Annotated in this window: 17 protein-coding genes; 8 read left to right on the top strand and 9 right to left on the bottom strand. The window is 47.3% G+C overall.

Translation table 11 applies throughout. The features are described 5' to 3' along the window. Nucleotides 1-64 precede the first annotated feature (64 nt). Nucleotides 65-1711 carry a citramalate synthase gene (gene cimA, locus EYM_RS01765; RefSeq protein WP_083494985.1) on the top strand — a complete coding sequence of 549 codons (1647 nt, stop codon included), beginning with the start codon at nucleotides 65-67 and terminating at the stop codon, nucleotides 1709-1711. A 72-nt stretch (nucleotides 1712-1783) separates the two neighbouring features. Then, nucleotides 1784-2299: a methyltransferase family protein gene (locus tag EYM_RS01770; protein WP_075049401.1), complete on the top strand. Its 516-nt coding sequence runs from the start codon at nucleotides 1784-1786 to the stop codon at nucleotides 2297-2299. Here the strand turns inward: EYM_RS01770 and EYM_RS01775 are convergent. Next, entirely contained in the window at nucleotides 2268-2879 is a 612-nt protein-coding gene (locus tag EYM_RS01775; protein WP_217221089.1) for an anthranilate synthase component II, read from the bottom strand. The genes EYM_RS01770 and EYM_RS01775 overlap by 32 nt on opposite strands. A gap of 30 nt (nucleotides 2880-2909) precedes the next feature. Beyond that, entirely contained in the window at nucleotides 2910-3974 is a 1065-nt protein-coding gene (locus EYM_RS01780; protein WP_075049402.1) for an MFS transporter, read from the bottom strand. A 331-nt stretch (nucleotides 3975-4305) separates the two neighbouring features. On the opposite strand from EYM_RS01780, the gene EYM_RS01785 reads away from it, so the two are divergent. Next, entirely contained in the window at nucleotides 4306-6045 is a 1740-nt protein-coding gene (locus tag EYM_RS01785) for a chloride channel protein (RefSeq protein WP_075049403.1), read from the top strand. On the opposite strand, the gene EYM_RS01790 is transcribed toward EYM_RS01785, so the two are convergent. Both EYM_RS01790 and EYM_RS01795 read right to left on the bottom strand, forming a co-directional pair. Then, nucleotides 6023-6385: a hypothetical protein gene (locus EYM_RS01790; RefSeq protein ID WP_075049404.1), complete on the bottom strand. Its 363-nt coding sequence runs from the start codon at nucleotides 6383-6385 to the stop codon at nucleotides 6023-6025. The two genes, EYM_RS01785 and EYM_RS01790, sit on opposite strands and share 23 nt — an antisense overlap. A 41-nt stretch (nucleotides 6386-6426) precedes the next feature. Then, nucleotides 6427-7584 (bottom strand): aspartate aminotransferase family protein, encoded by a 1158-nt coding sequence (locus EYM_RS01795; protein ID WP_236943427.1) that lies wholly within the window; start codon nucleotides 7582-7584, stop codon nucleotides 6427-6429. Between the two features lie 105 nt (nucleotides 7585-7689). Here EYM_RS01795 and EYM_RS01800 point away from each other — a divergent pair, with 105 nt between their 5' ends. Then, complete coding sequence (locus EYM_RS01800; protein ID WP_075049406.1) at nucleotides 7690-8424, top strand: metallophosphoesterase; 735 nt, start codon at nucleotides 7690-7692, stop codon at nucleotides 8422-8424. Here EYM_RS01800 and EYM_RS01805 read toward each other — a convergent pair. Beyond that, complete coding sequence (locus EYM_RS01805) at nucleotides 8395-8613, bottom strand: hypothetical protein (protein ID WP_075049407.1); 219 nt, start codon at nucleotides 8611-8613, stop codon at nucleotides 8395-8397. The two genes, EYM_RS01800 and EYM_RS01805, sit on opposite strands and share 30 nt — an antisense overlap. 79 nt (nucleotides 8614-8692) lie before the next feature. Next, nucleotides 8693-9469: a hypothetical protein gene (locus EYM_RS01810; protein ID WP_075049408.1), complete on the bottom strand. Its 777-nt coding sequence runs from the start codon at nucleotides 9467-9469 to the stop codon at nucleotides 8693-8695. Nucleotides 9470-9614: 145 nt separating this feature from the next. Between EYM_RS01810 and EYM_RS01815 the strand changes: the two genes are divergently transcribed. Next, entirely contained in the window at nucleotides 9615-9863 is a 249-nt protein-coding gene (locus EYM_RS01815) for a hypothetical protein (RefSeq protein ID WP_157058721.1), read from the top strand. 404 nt (nucleotides 9864-10267) lie between these two features. Here EYM_RS01815 and EYM_RS01820 read toward each other — a convergent pair whose 3' ends face one another. Continuing rightward, the gene (locus tag EYM_RS01820) at nucleotides 10268-11707 is read right to left on the bottom strand and encodes an aminoacyl--tRNA ligase-related protein (RefSeq protein WP_236943428.1); all 1440 of its coding nucleotides are present in this window, start codon (nucleotides 11705-11707) and stop codon (nucleotides 10268-10270) included. Between the two features lie 91 nt (nucleotides 11708-11798). Here EYM_RS01820 and EYM_RS01825 point away from each other — a divergent pair, with 91 nt between their 5' ends. Beyond that, on the top strand, nucleotides 11799-12383 hold the full coding sequence (locus EYM_RS01825; protein ID WP_075049410.1) for a tRNA-wybutosine modification methyltransferase TYW3: 585 nt from the start codon (nucleotides 11799-11801) through the stop codon (nucleotides 12381-12383). Here the strand turns inward: EYM_RS01825 and EYM_RS01830 are convergent. Together EYM_RS01830 and purT are read right to left on the bottom strand one after the other, a co-directional pair. Beyond that, nucleotides 12354-12716 carry a TlpA family protein disulfide reductase gene (locus tag EYM_RS01830; protein WP_083494987.1) on the bottom strand — a complete coding sequence of 121 codons (363 nt, stop codon included), beginning with the start codon at nucleotides 12714-12716 and terminating at the stop codon, nucleotides 12354-12356. The genes EYM_RS01825 and EYM_RS01830 overlap by 30 nt on opposite strands. After that, a complete protein-coding gene (gene purT, locus EYM_RS01835) occupies nucleotides 12717-13928 on the bottom strand; it encodes a formate-dependent phosphoribosylglycinamide formyltransferase (RefSeq protein ID WP_075049412.1) in 1212 nt (403 codons plus the stop codon). Nucleotides 13929-14049: 121 nt separating this feature from the next. Here purT and EYM_RS01840 point away from each other — a divergent pair, with 121 nt between their 5' ends. Both EYM_RS01840 and EYM_RS07775 read left to right on the top strand, forming a co-directional pair. Beyond that, nucleotides 14050-14526 (top strand): hypothetical protein, encoded by a 477-nt coding sequence (locus tag EYM_RS01840; RefSeq protein ID WP_075049413.1) that lies wholly within the window; start codon nucleotides 14050-14052, stop codon nucleotides 14524-14526. 394 nt (nucleotides 14527-14920) lie between these two features. Then, nucleotides 14921-15097 (top strand): hypothetical protein, encoded by a 177-nt coding sequence (locus tag EYM_RS07775; protein ID WP_157058722.1) that lies wholly within the window; start codon nucleotides 14921-14923, stop codon nucleotides 15095-15097. Nucleotides 15098-15102 lie beyond the last annotated feature (5 nt).

Below are 15102 nucleotides of genomic sequence, written 5' to 3' on the forward strand. Positions count from 1 at the left end.
CTCTTTATATAGCGAACGCTTTTAAATCTTGTTGAGCACGAGGGCAAGGGAAGCGAGATGAAGGGTGTTTACGAAATTCATAGATAACAAAGCCCCTCCGGAAGTAGAGGTTCTAGATACTACCTTAAGAGATGGAGCTCAAGCGAAAGACGTAAGCTTCGATATACAAGCCAAGGTTAGAATCGCGTTAGCGCTAGATCAAATAGGCGTCCATTTCATAGAGGCCGGGTGGCCCGGCAGTAACCCCAAGGACGAACTCTTCTTTAAAGAGATAAAGAGATATACTCTCGAGAACGCGGAAATAGTCGCCTTCACCTCAACTAGAAGGAAGGGGCTGAGCGCGTCCCAAGATCCAATATTAGAGAAAGTATTAGATGCTGATACGAAATGGGTAACGGTGTTCGGCAAGAGCTGGGACCTACACGTAACGGAAGTACTGAATACTACCCTTGAAGAGAACTTGAACATGGTATACGATACAATAAAGTATTTAAAAGAGAACGGTAGGAGCGTTATATTCGATGCTGAGCATTTCTTCGACGGTTTCAAGAGGAACTCCGAATACGCAATGGAGGTATTGAGGACGGCAATTGAAGCGGGGGCAGATAGAATAGTTCTAGCCGATACTAACGGAGGCATGTTGCCCCACGAGGTCTATAACGTCGTTAGGTACGTAGTTGAGGAGCTACCCGGCGTCCCTATAGGCGTTCACATGCATAACGATAGCGGATGCGCTGTAGCTAACACAGTAATGGGCGTGGTAGCGGGAGCCAGTCACGTCCACGTCACGGTCAATGGGATAGGGGAAAGAACGGGTAACGCGGACCTCTGCGCCGTAGTTCCCAATTTGGAACTGAAGTTGGGCGTCAGAGCGCTTAAGAATAGAGATGGCTTGAAGATGTTAAAGCAATTATCTAAATTAGTGTACGACTTGGCTGGCTTGAAGCCAAATCCGTATCAGCCTTACGTAGGTGATAACGCGTTCGCTCACAAGGCCGGAGTTCACGTCGATGCGATACTTAAGAACCCAGTTGCATACGAACACGTACCTCCGGAGAGCGTAGGCAACAGGAGGTCGTTAGCTATCTCGGAACTCAGTGGAGCGGCTAACCTAATAGGTTGGGCTAAGAGGGAATTGGGTCTACACCTAGATAAGAGGGATCCAGCAGTAAGAAGGGCACTGAAGAGAATAAAGGAGCTTGAGAACGAGGGCTATAGCTTCGACAACGCTGTCGCCTCGGCTCTGTTAATACTGTTAGAAGAACTCGGTTTGAGAGGTAAGGCCTTCAGGATGTTAGATTGGAGGGTCATAAGCGAAGGGAACGAGGGCGGATCCAAGAGCTGGGGAATGGTGAAAGTAGGAAACGGCGAAACGTACTTAGAGGCCGAAGAGGGCATAGGTCCAGTTGAGGCCGTCGAAAAGGCGTTGAGGAAGGCATTGAAGAACGTGGTACCGGAGGTAGAGAACGTTTCCTTAGTAGATTACAGGGTTCACTTGCCGGGAGTCTCGAAGCACACGGAGAGCGACGTTAGGGTCGAGATAACCTTTACCGATGGTAAGAGGCTTTGGACTACTACATCAGTATCTAGGAACATAATAGAAGCCAGCTTAAAGGCCCTTATGGAAGGCATAGAATATTACGTCATAAGGAACAAGCTAGAAAAGATAAGGGGAGTGCTCCAAGCCAATGAAGAGGCCCCTACTCTCTGACTAGGTGAGGACTGCGGTCCTTCACGGAGGCAGAAAAACCGCCTTAGCTTTCCTTTTCCTCGGTAATTAATCATGAACGAATGGACTTGGAAATTCGCTTTTTGGATAACTACCTTCCTAGTACCTCCCTTACTAGGCATCTACTTGGATTCCCTATGTAAAATTGGAAAGTTACAATTAATGGTTCCGATAGGAATCATTTTGTTGATAGTAATACTGTTGGTTAGCTCAGCGGCCGGGAGAGCGTTGAGGCTATGTGGTCATTCCAGAAAGGCGAGGAGACTAACGCCTCCAGATAAGCTCGTTACGAGCTCCGTGTTTTCTTGTATGAGACATCCCAACCAATTTTCAATGTCCTTCATGCCCTTGGCTATTTCCATGATATTGGGATCTCCCTGCGGCGTGCTTCTCTCGGGATGGGGGATCGCGTTGGGTCTAGCGTTCATACTTTACGTGGAAGAGAAATTAGTTCACGAGAGCTTCTGCCCAGAGTATTGCGAATACGCGAAAGAGGTAAGGGCAGTGTCGCTTTCGCCTAAGTGCATCGTAGAGGCGATTAGAACGCTCTTAGGGGCCTCGAAGTGCTGAGGAAGTTCGATATTATCCTCTTACCAACTGCCAAGTTTCCAACGCTCTCGGGGTGAAACTGGACTCCGTAGACCGAGTTCTCAACGTCTTGGATGGCCATTATCTCTCCGTCGGAGAGCGATAGGGCCGATACTTCCAAGCCTTCTCCGAGCTCGTCTATAACTAGACTGTGATACCTAGTTCCCTTGAACTTTTGAGGGATTCCCAAGAATATGGGGCTTTCCTTAGTTATCATTACCTCGTCGACTATTCCATGATATATTCTTTTAGCTCTTCTAAGGGTTCCTCCCCTCGCAACGTTAATTATCTGAAGACCTAAGCACACTCCTAGTATAGGTATCTTCCCAGCGAACTCCTTAACCAAGGTTATGCTTTTCGAGAACCTTTCTTTCTGTAAGTAAGGGTTTCCAGGGCCGGGTGAGAGAATTAGGTAGCTAGGCCTTATCCTTTCAATGCCCCTTAAACTAACCTCTTCGGGTCTCAGAGTAACGACGCTGAACCCGAGCTCCTCCACTATTTGTTCAATATTGTGAACGAAACTATCTCTATGATCAATAAGCAGTACGGGCCTCACTTCCAACTCCGCTCCGATATAAAGGTCACCGAGCAATTACCTTTCCGGGTCGTGAAGAGAAGTATGGGCTCCGATCGATGAGGAGTCGGTTCTCGTCAGAGCCCTCTTAAAGCTCCAATGGAAAGTTACGGCAGCTATTGAAATTGCAATAGATATTCCAATGGCTGCAGTCCCGATGTCGTTCACTTCAGTAAACGGGAGGGCTACCACTGAAGAAATAGCCATTAACGTATAGGTGAAGCCCAGGGCACTGGCTGGCGCTTCTCTAGCTATAGATGAAACTAACGATATTACGGACACTTCGTAAAAGGGGTAAACCGGCACGGACCACGCGAGTAGGCAAACGGGAGGAGGTGTCAAGAGAATTACTAAGGAAAGAATTGAGTAGGCTACCATTACTCCAATTAGAACTACGTGGGGCCTCACCTTTTCAATTACCCTTCCAGCCACGTAACCGCCTATGGAAGAGGTAACGCTAGGCCCAATTGCATAGAAAAGAGCGAACTCCAATCCGCTAGTGAGTTGGGCAAACCTATAAGCGGTTAAAGTATAGAGTAAGTACTCAGAGCCCATGAAAAGGGCGAGGGAAGGAACCAGTGGAAGGAGCTTAGGGACGGCTGCCAACAAGCCGCTCTGGGAAGGCTCAGCCGATACGCTAACTATTGAGAGAATGGTTCCCAGTAAGAACGAGAAGTTGATCAGGAGCATTGGGAAGTTGAGAGCAATTACTATTACGCCCAAGCCCCATCCCAAGGACAAGGCGCTAACTGCCTTACCCAACTCCCTAGAGTCCTTACTAGATTCTATCATGACTGCTAGGAAAGACGCATAGAAGGACGAGAGAGTTACGAACACTGTTACGGGGGTTACGGGCAGTAGGGACGTAAGGAAGGAGAGCAATCCTATAGGGGCTATGAACCTGAGCCCCTTCCTGTCTCCGATCCACCCAGCTATTACCCCGGGCGCTGAGGCTAACATCTCAGCCAAGGCTATTTGAGAGGCTATTGAAGGAGAGGCGGCGCTTACGCGCGCAAAGGTAGTGTAGCCTCCGTAACCCAAGGCCAGTAAGGCAACGGCCAATATTAGCGCGTTCTTCCTCAATCCCTTCCTTCACCTTCCGGTTCAATAGAGCGGGCAGTTCAAGTAGAATTGCAACATATGTCGAACTAATGTGACATATATGTTTAATGTGATATATGGTACGTATAGATACCTTGCTTATAAACCCTTCGTTACTAGCTACTAACGGCGAATAGAGATGAAGGCGATACAAATAAGGAAACCCATGATATTGCCCCTACCACCGGAGGACGTAAGCGAAGAGATGTTTTTGATGGAAGAGGAGACCGTCCTCGAGACCAACTAATGAGTTTTTGTAACCTAATAGATCGTTTAAAAAGTTGCTCAAAGTATATCTCTCCGGATCCTAGTAATGGAATCGGTTGACCTCAAGGAGGAGCTACGAGTTCTCAGCCTAAACGCTAGAATGCTCGCTACTTCTTTTGTAATAGGAATTATCGCTGGACTAATCACGTCAGTTTTTACGGATGCCTTCGTTATAGCGGATCGATTGAGGTATACAATAATTACCGATTGGCCAACTCTATTCGTCGCATTAAGCCTAGCTCTAATATTTGCAACAGCATACTCGCTAAAGAGGTTATTGAATACAGTCCACGGATCTTCAACTTCTTACGTAGTAAAAGCTTACCATTGGAGGTTCGGTTACATAGGTTTGAAGGAGCTTGGGATATACACGCTAGGAGCGATAGCTTCAGTGTTGGGGGGAGCGGTAGTCGGCCCCGAGGGTCCCGGTATCGCGATAGGTACTTTCACCGGTTACTGGATAGCGAGAAGGTTGGGTTTTAGGGGAGATAACTTAAGGAAGTTAGTATTAGTTGGAGCCGCCGCCGGTATCGCTTCTGTGTTTAGAGCGCCCCTAACGGCAATGGCGTTCGCAATAGAAGTTCCTTACAAGAGGTCGCTTGAAACGGGCGTGTTCCTCCCAGCCCTAGTTGCTACCATGACCTCGTACGTCATAACAGTTTTCATAGCCGGTCCTCAGAGGCTTCTACTAGATGTGAAGCCGTTCAAGCCGCCGACTCCTTCGCCCCTCTTGATCATCGACTCCGTTTTGATAGGCTTTGGAGCAGCTGCAATGACCTACGCGATGTACTTAGTTAAGCACTTCCTAGGCTCGCTCTCAGACTTAAAGCCCAGATATTGGTTCGTCTTCCCACTAGCTCTCTCCACGTTGATAATAGCAGCCACCTTTACTGTATCTGTACACGTACCAGGATCGGGGGACGTGCTCACCGAAAGAGTCTTCAACGAACCAGAGGAGTTCGAAGTTGGGGACACTGTTTCCATTATGTTAGCCAGAGGTCTCTTGCTTCCCCTCTCGCTCACGTGGGGGGCTACGGGCGGACTATTCATGCCTCTAATTTCCATAGGCACCTTACTCGGCTTAACCTTCGCTAAGCTGTTCTCTGTAGATCCTCATTTACTCTACCCCTTGTTAATAGCGGGTATTTCGGCGGTCTTCAGTGGAGCTCAAAAGACGCTCTTTACCAGCGTGTTGTTGGGAGTAGAGTTCCTAGGCTTCGGAGGGTTCTTCACGTCAACTATAGCTGCTGCAGTTTCATACATCCTTACCTTGGACATAAGCCTCATCTCCGGACAGCTACCCGAGGTTCAAGATAGAAAGAAGAGAGCTATGGTGGAGCTACTAGATAAGCTCCTGAGCAATCCGAACGTCGCTAACGAAATGAACAAGAAAGTAATAGAGATAGCTAATACTAAGGTTACTGCACTGAAAGCGTATGCAAGAGTAAGGGACGTGCTACCTAGAATATATGAAGAGATGCACGAGATGTACCCAGTAGTGGATAACAGTTGGAAACTAGTTGGAAAGATATCTCTGGATACCTTAGCCTCCGTGTCCCCGGATTCGAGAATAGGAGACGTTATGGAAGAGCCGAACTACGTGAACGAAAAAGAGAGGTTAATTGAGGCATTGAACGTAATGTTAGAAGAAAACGTTGACAAATTATACGTAGTTGACGACCAGAAGAAGTTACTGGGCGTGTTAAGTAAATCGGACTTCTTGAGGTTCGCCTTAAAGGTAATACTTGAAAAGATATTGAGAATTAAGTCCTCTTCTGAGCCCTGACGGCCGCTATAGTATTATCAGAGATACCGTGTTCCTTCATGAGTTCCTCGTTCACGTGGACTTCGTTTACAGGGACCTTCTCGTCCTTAACGGCTTCAAAAGAGAACCTCTTTCCTGAGACTGCTACTTCCAGCTTGTCGCTAATTCCTAGTTCTTGCGCTAGTTGGGGGTTGATTTTAGCCTTGGTGGGGGGAACGTCGCTCCAGCGTACCCTTACCCTCTTCTCTCTGACCTTGGCTTCCCTTTGCTTTAAGGCGCTGGCGGGAGGCACTAACGCCATTAACGCCTTTACGTCGAGCTTCTTCTCCTCACCAGTTTTCTCTTCTTCGACCATCTTCATCACCGCGAGCTTATCTTCGAGCGGACGTGGAAAAGCTTTACTTATTCATTAAGAACTTTCTTCAGCTTCTCAATTGATGTTCTTATGTCTTCCTCGGTTACTACGTAAGGCGGCAGGAACCTTATCACAGTTGCACCGGCCTTGAGGGAGAGCACCCCCTCCCTTTGTAGGGCTTCTATGTATTTACCGGGCTTAACCCTCAATTCAACGCCTATCATCAATCCCAAGTTCCTAATTTCCCTCACTATTCTTAGCCCCTCTACTTCCTCCCTTAGGAGCTCATCGAATAGCTTGCCTTTCTCCTTCGCTTTCTGAGGTACGTTGTCCTTTAGAAGCACGTCTATTGCTCCGCTAACGGCAGCCAATGCTAACGGGTTTGCACCGTACGTGGAGCCGTGAATTCCGCTCTTCACCGATTCAGCGATTTCGTCGTTAACCGCTACCATAGAGACGGGTATTCCATTGCCTATTGCCTTAGCGCTCAAGAGGACGTCTGGATCGCTAGCCCCTATTCCCTGATAGGCCCAAACGCTTCCGGTTCTACCGAACCCCGCTTGAATTTCATCGAATATTAGAACGGCTCCAACTTCCTTGGTCCTATTCCTCAACGCCATTAGGAACTCCCTGGTAGCGGGGTTTATCCCGCCCTCTCCTTGAACTGGTTCAACAATTACTGCTGCCGTGTCTTCATCTATGACCTTATCCAAGTTCTCAGTGCTATTGAATTCCGCGAAGACGACGTCCTTAAGTAGGAGTTCCTCAACTGGGGCTCTGTAGTCCTTCCCCCACGTAACGCTCAAGCTTCCTAGCGTCCTTCCGTGGAAGGACCTCTTGAAGGCAACTACCTTCTTCCTCTTAGTATAGTAAAACGAGAGCTTTAGCGCGAGTTCGACCGCTTCCGTACCGCTGTTTTGGAAGTACACGTTCAATAGAGTTTTAGGTAATATTTTCGGCAATTTGTTTAGAAGCTCCTCTTTGACGGGATCATCGAAGGAAGGCGAATTTATTACCAACGTACCTAGCTGTTCAACTACCTTTGCTACAACTATAGGATTTCTATGACCTAAGAACCCTACTCCGTAGCCGTTGTAGAAGTCTAGGTACTTCCTCCAGTTCTCGTCCCATACGTATTGCATGTAAGCCTTAACTATCTTCAGACCCCTCGGGGGATAGAACCTAAGTAACTTCGCTACTTCCACTTCCGCTAACCGTATTCAAATTCTAGCGAGGATTATTATTGCGTGACGTTGAACCTCAAGCTTATTCCGGTTCGTTTCAGCATCACGATATAGAGGCTGAAGTAAATGGAAGGTATAGAACTAATGAAAGACCTCTACTTGTTGCCCTTCGGCGGAATTCTTTATAAAGATTATGTTATAATAGCCGACCTTCACTTAGGCTTCGAAGAGGAAATGTTGAGTAAGGGAGTTTACTTACCGCCAGCTCAATTAAAGAGGGCCTTGGAAGTTCTGGAACTCGCTACCAAGCTTTCCAAAAAGATCGTAGTAGCGGGCGACTTGAAGCACATGTTTTCCAAGCTTGGAAAGAGGGAACAGAGGGACGTTAAGGCCTTCTTGGACAGGGCCGAGATGTTAGACGTCGAACTAGTCTTGGTAAGAGGGAACCACGACAACTTCGTGAGGCACTTACTAGAGGAAAGGGGCTTTGACGTAGTTACCCAATTGGACTTGGGAGAAGTGAAGGTAGTTCACGGTCACGAGCGAGTTGAGTGGGACGGTATCATACTCATGGGTCACGAGCACCCGAGCTTGGGCGTTAGGGACGAAATAGGCGTGTCCGTTAAGTTCCCATGCTTCCTAAGGGTTCCGCTTGACAAGGGAGAGGCGATAGTACTCCCAGCCATAGGTCCTTATCAGACCGGAAACAACGTAAGCTTACATAAGGAGGCCTACCTATCTCCAATAATTAGAGATAGAGGGAGAATTGAAGAGGCCGTGCCTTACGTAATTGACGAGGAATTGAGCGTAATAGAGTTCCCGTCGCTCGGGCTACTTGAAGGCATGCTCCTCGTTCAATAGCTCGTCTTCAACGCGTCTCCAATTCTTCATTGACGGTCTTATTCTTATTTCGCAACGCTCGTGGTCTACCTTTACCTCGAACTCCTCTCCACAGATCTCGACGAATCCCTTAGGAACGTAAACGTGAAGGTGATACTCTATATATTCCTTGTCGTACCTCTTTTTAACAACCTTCTTTACCCTTACCAACGTCAACTCCTCACAACGTACCTTTGAGAAGTGAATTTAACTGATTGACCCATTTTGCGTTGCAAAAAAGCGTGGAACGTTACGTGCTTCGTACGACTGACTCTGGGTTTGGGGAGCTGGGTTGACTAGTCGCTTGGAGCTTCTCTATGCTCCTCTTGGAGTATGTGTATATCAGTATTAGCGCTACGAAGAGGGCTGTGTCACCTATCATGTTCTCTGATGTGTTAATCGATATGGATTTTATTATTTTTAGTAGCCACGCTACCATGTATAGTATCCCCGCTACCTTGAAGCCGTCCTCAATGCCCTCGATCTCCGAGAGTCTTATTAACATAGTCCCGAAGCGCCAGATGCCTATAACGATTAGCACTGCACCCGCTAGTAGAGCGCTTATCAATACAAGAATTATTGGAGTCAGCTTCGTGGATTCCGCTCCGTAAGGAATCGCTGCTAACACAAAAAGAAATAAAAGATCTACCACGATAATCACTAAGCCTATCAGATGAAGCATCAGCCCTGACCTACCTATGCCAAGCCTCTGGGAATCGAATTCTCTTAACTTACCAGTTGCACGAAGCCACAGGATGATAGCAGCTATCTCGAATACCGTAAAAACGAGAATGGCTCCCGGTACTGCTCCTTCAACAGGAATAGTACCGCTTAATGTTGTAGGTACTACTACTATTGTAGGCACTACTACAGCGAACAGTGCGAGAAGAGCACCCGCCTTAAGCCCCTTTAGAGCCTCTATCAACAGCGCCTTGTCCGACACAACCTCTGTCGCTCTACCCACGTCCATCCTCTCAACAAATTGTGCTTCTCCGAACCTAATAAAATTACTAATGCATACCACCACGCCAGTAAGTACCGAGGAACGCCATCCGTGCTACAATTAAGCGAAAGCTTGTTTCAGAAATATGGGTAAGGGGATACAAAGCACATACTGGTATGTTCTGGATCATGCTATGAGACTATGGGTGAGGACGTAGCGTAAGTGTAGCATGAGCGTGGTGGAGTACTCTCAAATGGGGGATCCCTCCGCATACCAAGGGACTCGCACGAACTTGAGCGTACAGAGCGGACCCTTCAAGGCGTTAGAGAAGAGGCTAGAGACCCGCTCCTCAATAACAGCAGTAAAGCATAAACACATACCGGAAAAGTCGTCAACGCACTACCTAATTAAGAGCGAGGTACTTACGCCAGAAAAGAGGTACGTTCCATCCACTCGACGCGTAGGCTCAGTCCTCTGAACGAATACTCAAATACGCCCGTAAACGCGTTATAAGTTGCTTTGCACGGTAATGAACGGTTGTATACGTTTGCACCACCATGAGATGGGTTCCAAGAGAGCGGTTCGTGAGGGGATGCGTTTAAGCGGAAGGTTTGAGGTTAAGGGGCCTTTCCCTAACCCTCATGAAGTTTAATGACTACTGGCGCTCTGAGGGAGTTGTGCCCCCTCCCTCGCGGGAAGCGTCCGCACAATTGGGTGGAACTTCCATCGCACTGCGGCTCGTCTGGAATTTCGATACTGAGTAGCTAGGAGGTATTGCAAACTATTAGAAGTTACGCTAGCCCGAAACAGCCTTTATGTGAGCGACCTTCCCACGCCCCCTAAAGAACGTAAATACAGTTAAAGGCTGCTCGTTCTGGAGCTTTAAACTAAGTAGCTCAAGTCAACTGGTATCCTAACCCTCTTTCCTATTAAGTTTACGACGTCGCCTTCCATGGAATTAATTACCTCCACTAAGTCCTCCATTCCGCCGCTCACGTTCGTTCTCTTCGAGGCTCCGAAGTCCCACTTCCTTATGAACAACTTCCCTTCCTTTGCTTCGTTCTCACCGATGTAAATTACTACGGGCGGTTTGAGAGTGCCTTCGACCTTCCTTACGTCTTTCTTGAGCCTAGTCTTGGTCGAATACATGGAGGAAACCCTAATTTCCATCTCTCGTAACTTCGATTCAACTTCCTTTACCATTTCATCGATCTTAGAATCCACTTCCTCGTTCCCCGTCTTTATTCCTACTACTAGCGCTTGCAAGGGGGCTAAGGTAAAGGGTAACCTACCTTTGAACATTTCCAAGTAAATTCCTATGAATCTCTCTATGCTCCCAAGTAAGGCTCTATGGATCATGTACAAGTCCTCTATTCCATGCGTTTCCTTAACTAGTTCCGCTAGCTTGAACCTCCTAGGCAAGTTGAAATCGAACTGGGCGGTACCTATCTGCCATTCCTTCCTTTCCTCGCCTAGGTATACAACCAAGTCTAGCTTGGGACCATAGAACGCTGCCTCCCCTTCCTGAGCGAAGTATTCTATTCCATATTTCCTCTTAATTTCGTCCGCAGCCTTGTGGAGCATTTCCTCGGAGAACTCCCATTCCTCCCTCGAGCCCATGAACTCTTCGCCTATTTTTGACTTATCAGATAAGCTTAACCTTAGCTTCACGCTCTCAGCGGTAACGGGTATGTGGAAGATCTTCTCGTATACGTCCTTCATCATTTCAAATACTTCGAGGATCGCCGGTAGTACGTTCGCTTGATTAGCGAATATGTGGGCGTCGTCTTGGGTGAAGGCCCTAACTCTCAGCAAACCCCTGAGAGCTCCAGCTATCTCGTATCTATGAACTTTACCCAGTTCGAACGTCTTGAAAGGTATCGGTACCTTGGAACCGTACTTCTGAAGGGAATGCATGAATATTAATACGTGGAAGGGACAATTCATGGGCTTTATTGCGTACTCGTCTCCCTCTATGTTTAATAGAAACATGTTCTCTTTATAAAAATGAAGGTGACCGGTCAATTCGTAAAGCGTAGTTCTGGCTAGGATGGGCGTCTCAACTAGCTTATACCCCTTGAGAACGTGGTACCTCTTAAAGATCTCACCTAAGGCTTCCCTCAAGACGGCCCCTCCTACGCTGAAGAGGGGGTTCCCCGCTCCAACGTAGTATCCGTATTCGTTTCCTATCTTCGGAACCGGTGTGGTTGGTTTAACCGCTATATCAAGTTCGACCGCGTAATCCATGTGGTCTTTCTGCATCTCATAGGTCCCACTTACAGGAATTACGAGGACGTAAAGAACTGCTACGTCTACGTTCAACTATCAACGACTCCTCTCCTATACTTTAACCTTCCTAATCGAAATCGATCTGGTGGAAAGTTTGTGTTGGGAGACCGCTCGGGCCTCCAGTTTGTTGAGGTTAAAGAAAGACATTGAGGAAGGGCTAGTTGACGAGGAATTGATAGAGCTATTGAAAGCTCTAAACGAGAACGAAATGCTGTTTACCACTTCTAGTTGCGCTGGGAGGATAACCCTAGGGTGTAGCGACGATTTCCTAAACAACAAGGTAGCAGCTAATAACGTTATAGTTAGTCATTCGCCAGTGAGCGTCGACCTAGTACTCAATGCGTTAAAGGGAATGGAGTGCAAGTGGAGCTGGTTGAAGGCCTCTCATCCGCTCTTAGACATAGCAGTAAAGGACTTGGACTTAGCTTTGGATCTAGTTGGCTTCGCTCAGAGAGCAGGCTTCAAGTATTCGGGCATACAGAGGTCCAGGTGCTGTTATAGAGTGATAGTTAGGGGTTCGGATAACTTGCAGGCCCCGCTGACTGGCAACGAGGATCCGAAGACCGTAGCCAAGCTCGTAGGAACTGCCAACAGGTTCCTCATTAACGGGAAGCTGAAGCTAACTAAGTTCGTTAGCATCTTAGAATCCGAAGGAGTAATCGATGGACTCGATGAGCTCCTACTTGAGGATCTGTTCGACTCTCCTTAGGATCTTCTCTATGTCCTCCAACCTGAAGTTACCTTCTACGCGCCTTATTTCCTTCCAGTCCTCATCGTAAATAACTATCGCGGGAAGCCAACTTATACCCTTCTCTTTCAATATTTTGCTAGTTTCCGCGCTATATTCGACCTTGATAGTGATGAGCTCGCCTTTGTAGAGCCTCTTGAGCTCCCTCCATACGTGCTCTACGTCGGAACAAGTTGGGCAGTACTTGGAGGTATAGAAGACCGCGAATAACACTTTTCCGTTCCCTGCAGGAAAGTCGCGGTTCTCCTTAAAAAATTGTAATACTGAGGAATTACTTTCAGTTCCCTTCCAAATTCATCTGCACCTAACGACCTTCAGCTTGGAAACGCCTTCCCTAACCTTTCTCAGAGCTTCCTCTACGGTTGAGCCGGTAGCTATCGCAACTCCCATCCTCCTCTCGACGTAGCTCCTCGGTTTACCGAACCACCACAGGTGGAAGCCACGTACCTTCAGCGCCTCCCTTACCCCCTCCAAACAAGGGGCCTCGATTTCCTCGCTAGCCAGTATTACCTTACTAGCCGCAGGAGTTAGGAGCTTCGGTAAGGGCACGGGAAGACCTAGGACCGCTCTAGCGTGGATGGCGAACTCGCTTAGTTCCATACTGGCCAGAGTAACCAAACCGGTATCGTGGGGCCTCGGAGACACTTCGCTGAAGAGAACCCTACCGTCCTTAGTAACTAGTATTTCAACACCGAATATACCGAGTCCGCCTAAGGCTTCCACTACCTTCTCAGCTATTCCTTGCGCTTTCGAAATTACTTCCTCGCTTACAGTAGCGGGATGCCAAGATTCGTAATAATAGTATATACCCTTGGGCCTTTGATGCTCCACGGGAACCAACGGAACCGTTTCGATTCCATTACCGGTATCGTGTCTGTACGTTAAGGCGGTGAGTTCGGTCGCCACCTCAACGAACTCTTCAACTATAACCTTCTCGCTCTTACCCCTCGCGTGAGCAATCGCTTCCTTGAACGCCTTCTTAGCTTCCTCTTTATTGGAAGCTAAGGCGTGACCGTGACCGGAAGAGCTCATTTCGGGTTTTATTAAACACGGAAAACCTACGGCCTCGCACGCCTCAGCCGCTTCGTCTTCATTGAATGCGAACTTGTACTTGGTAGTGGACACGCCAACCTTCTCGGCCGCGAACTCTCTCAACCTAAGCCTATTCATAGTTATTCCAACGGCTTCCGCGTTCGGAATTACCCTATAACCTTCGGCCTCCAAGTCTTTTAATGCATCTAAGTTGATCGCCTCCACTTCGGGAATTACTACGTCCGGATGTTCCCTCCTGACGACGTCCACAACTTGATCGTAATCGAGCATGTTTATTACGTACCTTTTATGGGCCACGTGCATCGCCGGAGCGCGGTCGTATCTATCGACCGCAATCGTCTCGATACCCAACCTCTGGAGCTCTATGACCACTTCCTTCCCTAGTTCCCCCGATCCAAGCAATAGCGCCTTATTTGCGGAGGAGGTCCAAGCAGTTCCAAGTAGTTTGATCATAAGAATTTCCACCAAGACCTCTAGTTCAAAGTCGTTACATTAACTTTATCGTCATAGGGTAATACCCGCACTCTTACGTGAAATAAACTCAGTTAGAAATCCTAACAGTGAGGGACGAATCGTGGAAGAAGTAATTAAGTTCTCGAAAGATGGTATCGAAGCACTAGTGGCGCCTTGCAGCGAACTGGAAAAGGAGCTCACTTCCAATGACTTCGTCATTTTAATAGGAAAAAAGGGTAAATTGGAAGCGGAGGCGGAAACCGCTTCAGTAGAGGTTACCAAGGACTCCATAAAGTCTATGGATCAATTCGTTGATGTATTGAAGAAAGCAATTGAAGCATTGGAGAATGGAAGGAGAATAGCCGCTTGTTGTCCTAAAGGGTGTACTAGGTCCACTATGGCAGTGTCAGCCGCTCTAATAGCCTACGGCGTTCCGTACAAGGAACTGGAGGAATTCTTCACGGAAAAGGGATGTTGGCCTAAGAGCTGTACTCACAGAGCCCTGCTAATGATTCTGGAGTACTTAAGGAGGAAAGGAATTACTGGCACAGAAGCCGTAGAGGAACTCAAGAACGTGGCCGACCTATTCTCTAAGTAATTACTTAATCAACTTTTTGGTTCATTTCCGACTTATCACTCACTTCTTCTCTATATTCGTTACTACGCTTGGACGTTTGCAGTAGTAACTGCTATAGAGATGTTGCGCTTGCATAAATTTAGCATTCACCATCCCATGGTGAATCCTCATCTCCACCTCTTGTCCAAATTCGCTTTTCCATTTACTCACAATCAATTCACTCATTCCCTTAACCTTAACCATTTGAATTCAGAATTAATGGTCTTCTTAAGCACCTTCAGTTTCTACCAGCCTTCCCAATTGTTAATTTCATTTCAACTTAATCAATTAGCATTGTATTTGCAAAATCAAACGTAATTTACCAATTCAGAGCTCAGGCCATCAGTACAAGGTTCTTTCAAGATCGATCTTTACAATGAGAAGGTGCTTAGAGGCGTTAATAAGCGATCATGAGAACTCTGATGATCATGGGGATTTCTACTCCAGCCTACCTTATACAAGCATATGCATGCATATATTGGACAACTACTTGAGTTTAAGTTCGAAGAGGGAAGATATGGTTGAGGAAAGGCAGATGAAGGGAAAGGGTTAAAAAGT

The organism is Ignicoccus islandicus DSM 13165, assembly GCF_001481685.1.
Lineage (GTDB): Archaea > Thermoproteota > Thermoprotei_A > Sulfolobales > Ignicoccaceae > Ignicoccus > Ignicoccus islandicus.

Excerpts from the sequence above, each read along its gene's own strand:
- purT (WP_075049412.1), bottom strand. The coding sequence starts at position 13,928 with ATGATCAAACTACTTGGAACTGCTTGGACCTCCTCCGCAAATAAGGCG.
- EYM_RS01815 (WP_157058721.1), top strand. The coding sequence starts at position 9,615 with ATGAGCGTGGTGGAGTACTCTCAAATGGGGGATCCCTCCGCATACCAA.
- EYM_RS01785 (WP_075049403.1), top strand. The coding sequence starts at position 4,306 with ATGGAATCGGTTGACCTCAAGGAGGAGCTACGAGTTCTCAGCCTAAAC.
- EYM_RS07775 (WP_157058722.1), top strand. The coding sequence starts at position 14,921 with ATGAGAAGGTGCTTAGAGGCGTTAATAAGCGATCATGAGAACTCTGAT.
- EYM_RS01800 (WP_075049406.1), top strand. The coding sequence starts at position 7,690 with ATGGAAGGTATAGAACTAATGAAAGACCTCTACTTGTTGCCCTTCGGC.
- EYM_RS01770 (WP_075049401.1), top strand. The coding sequence starts at position 1,784 with ATGAACGAATGGACTTGGAAATTCGCTTTTTGGATAACTACCTTCCTA.
- EYM_RS01790 (WP_075049404.1), bottom strand. The coding sequence starts at position 6,385 with ATGAAGATGGTCGAAGAAGAGAAAACTGGTGAGGAGAAGAAGCTCGAC.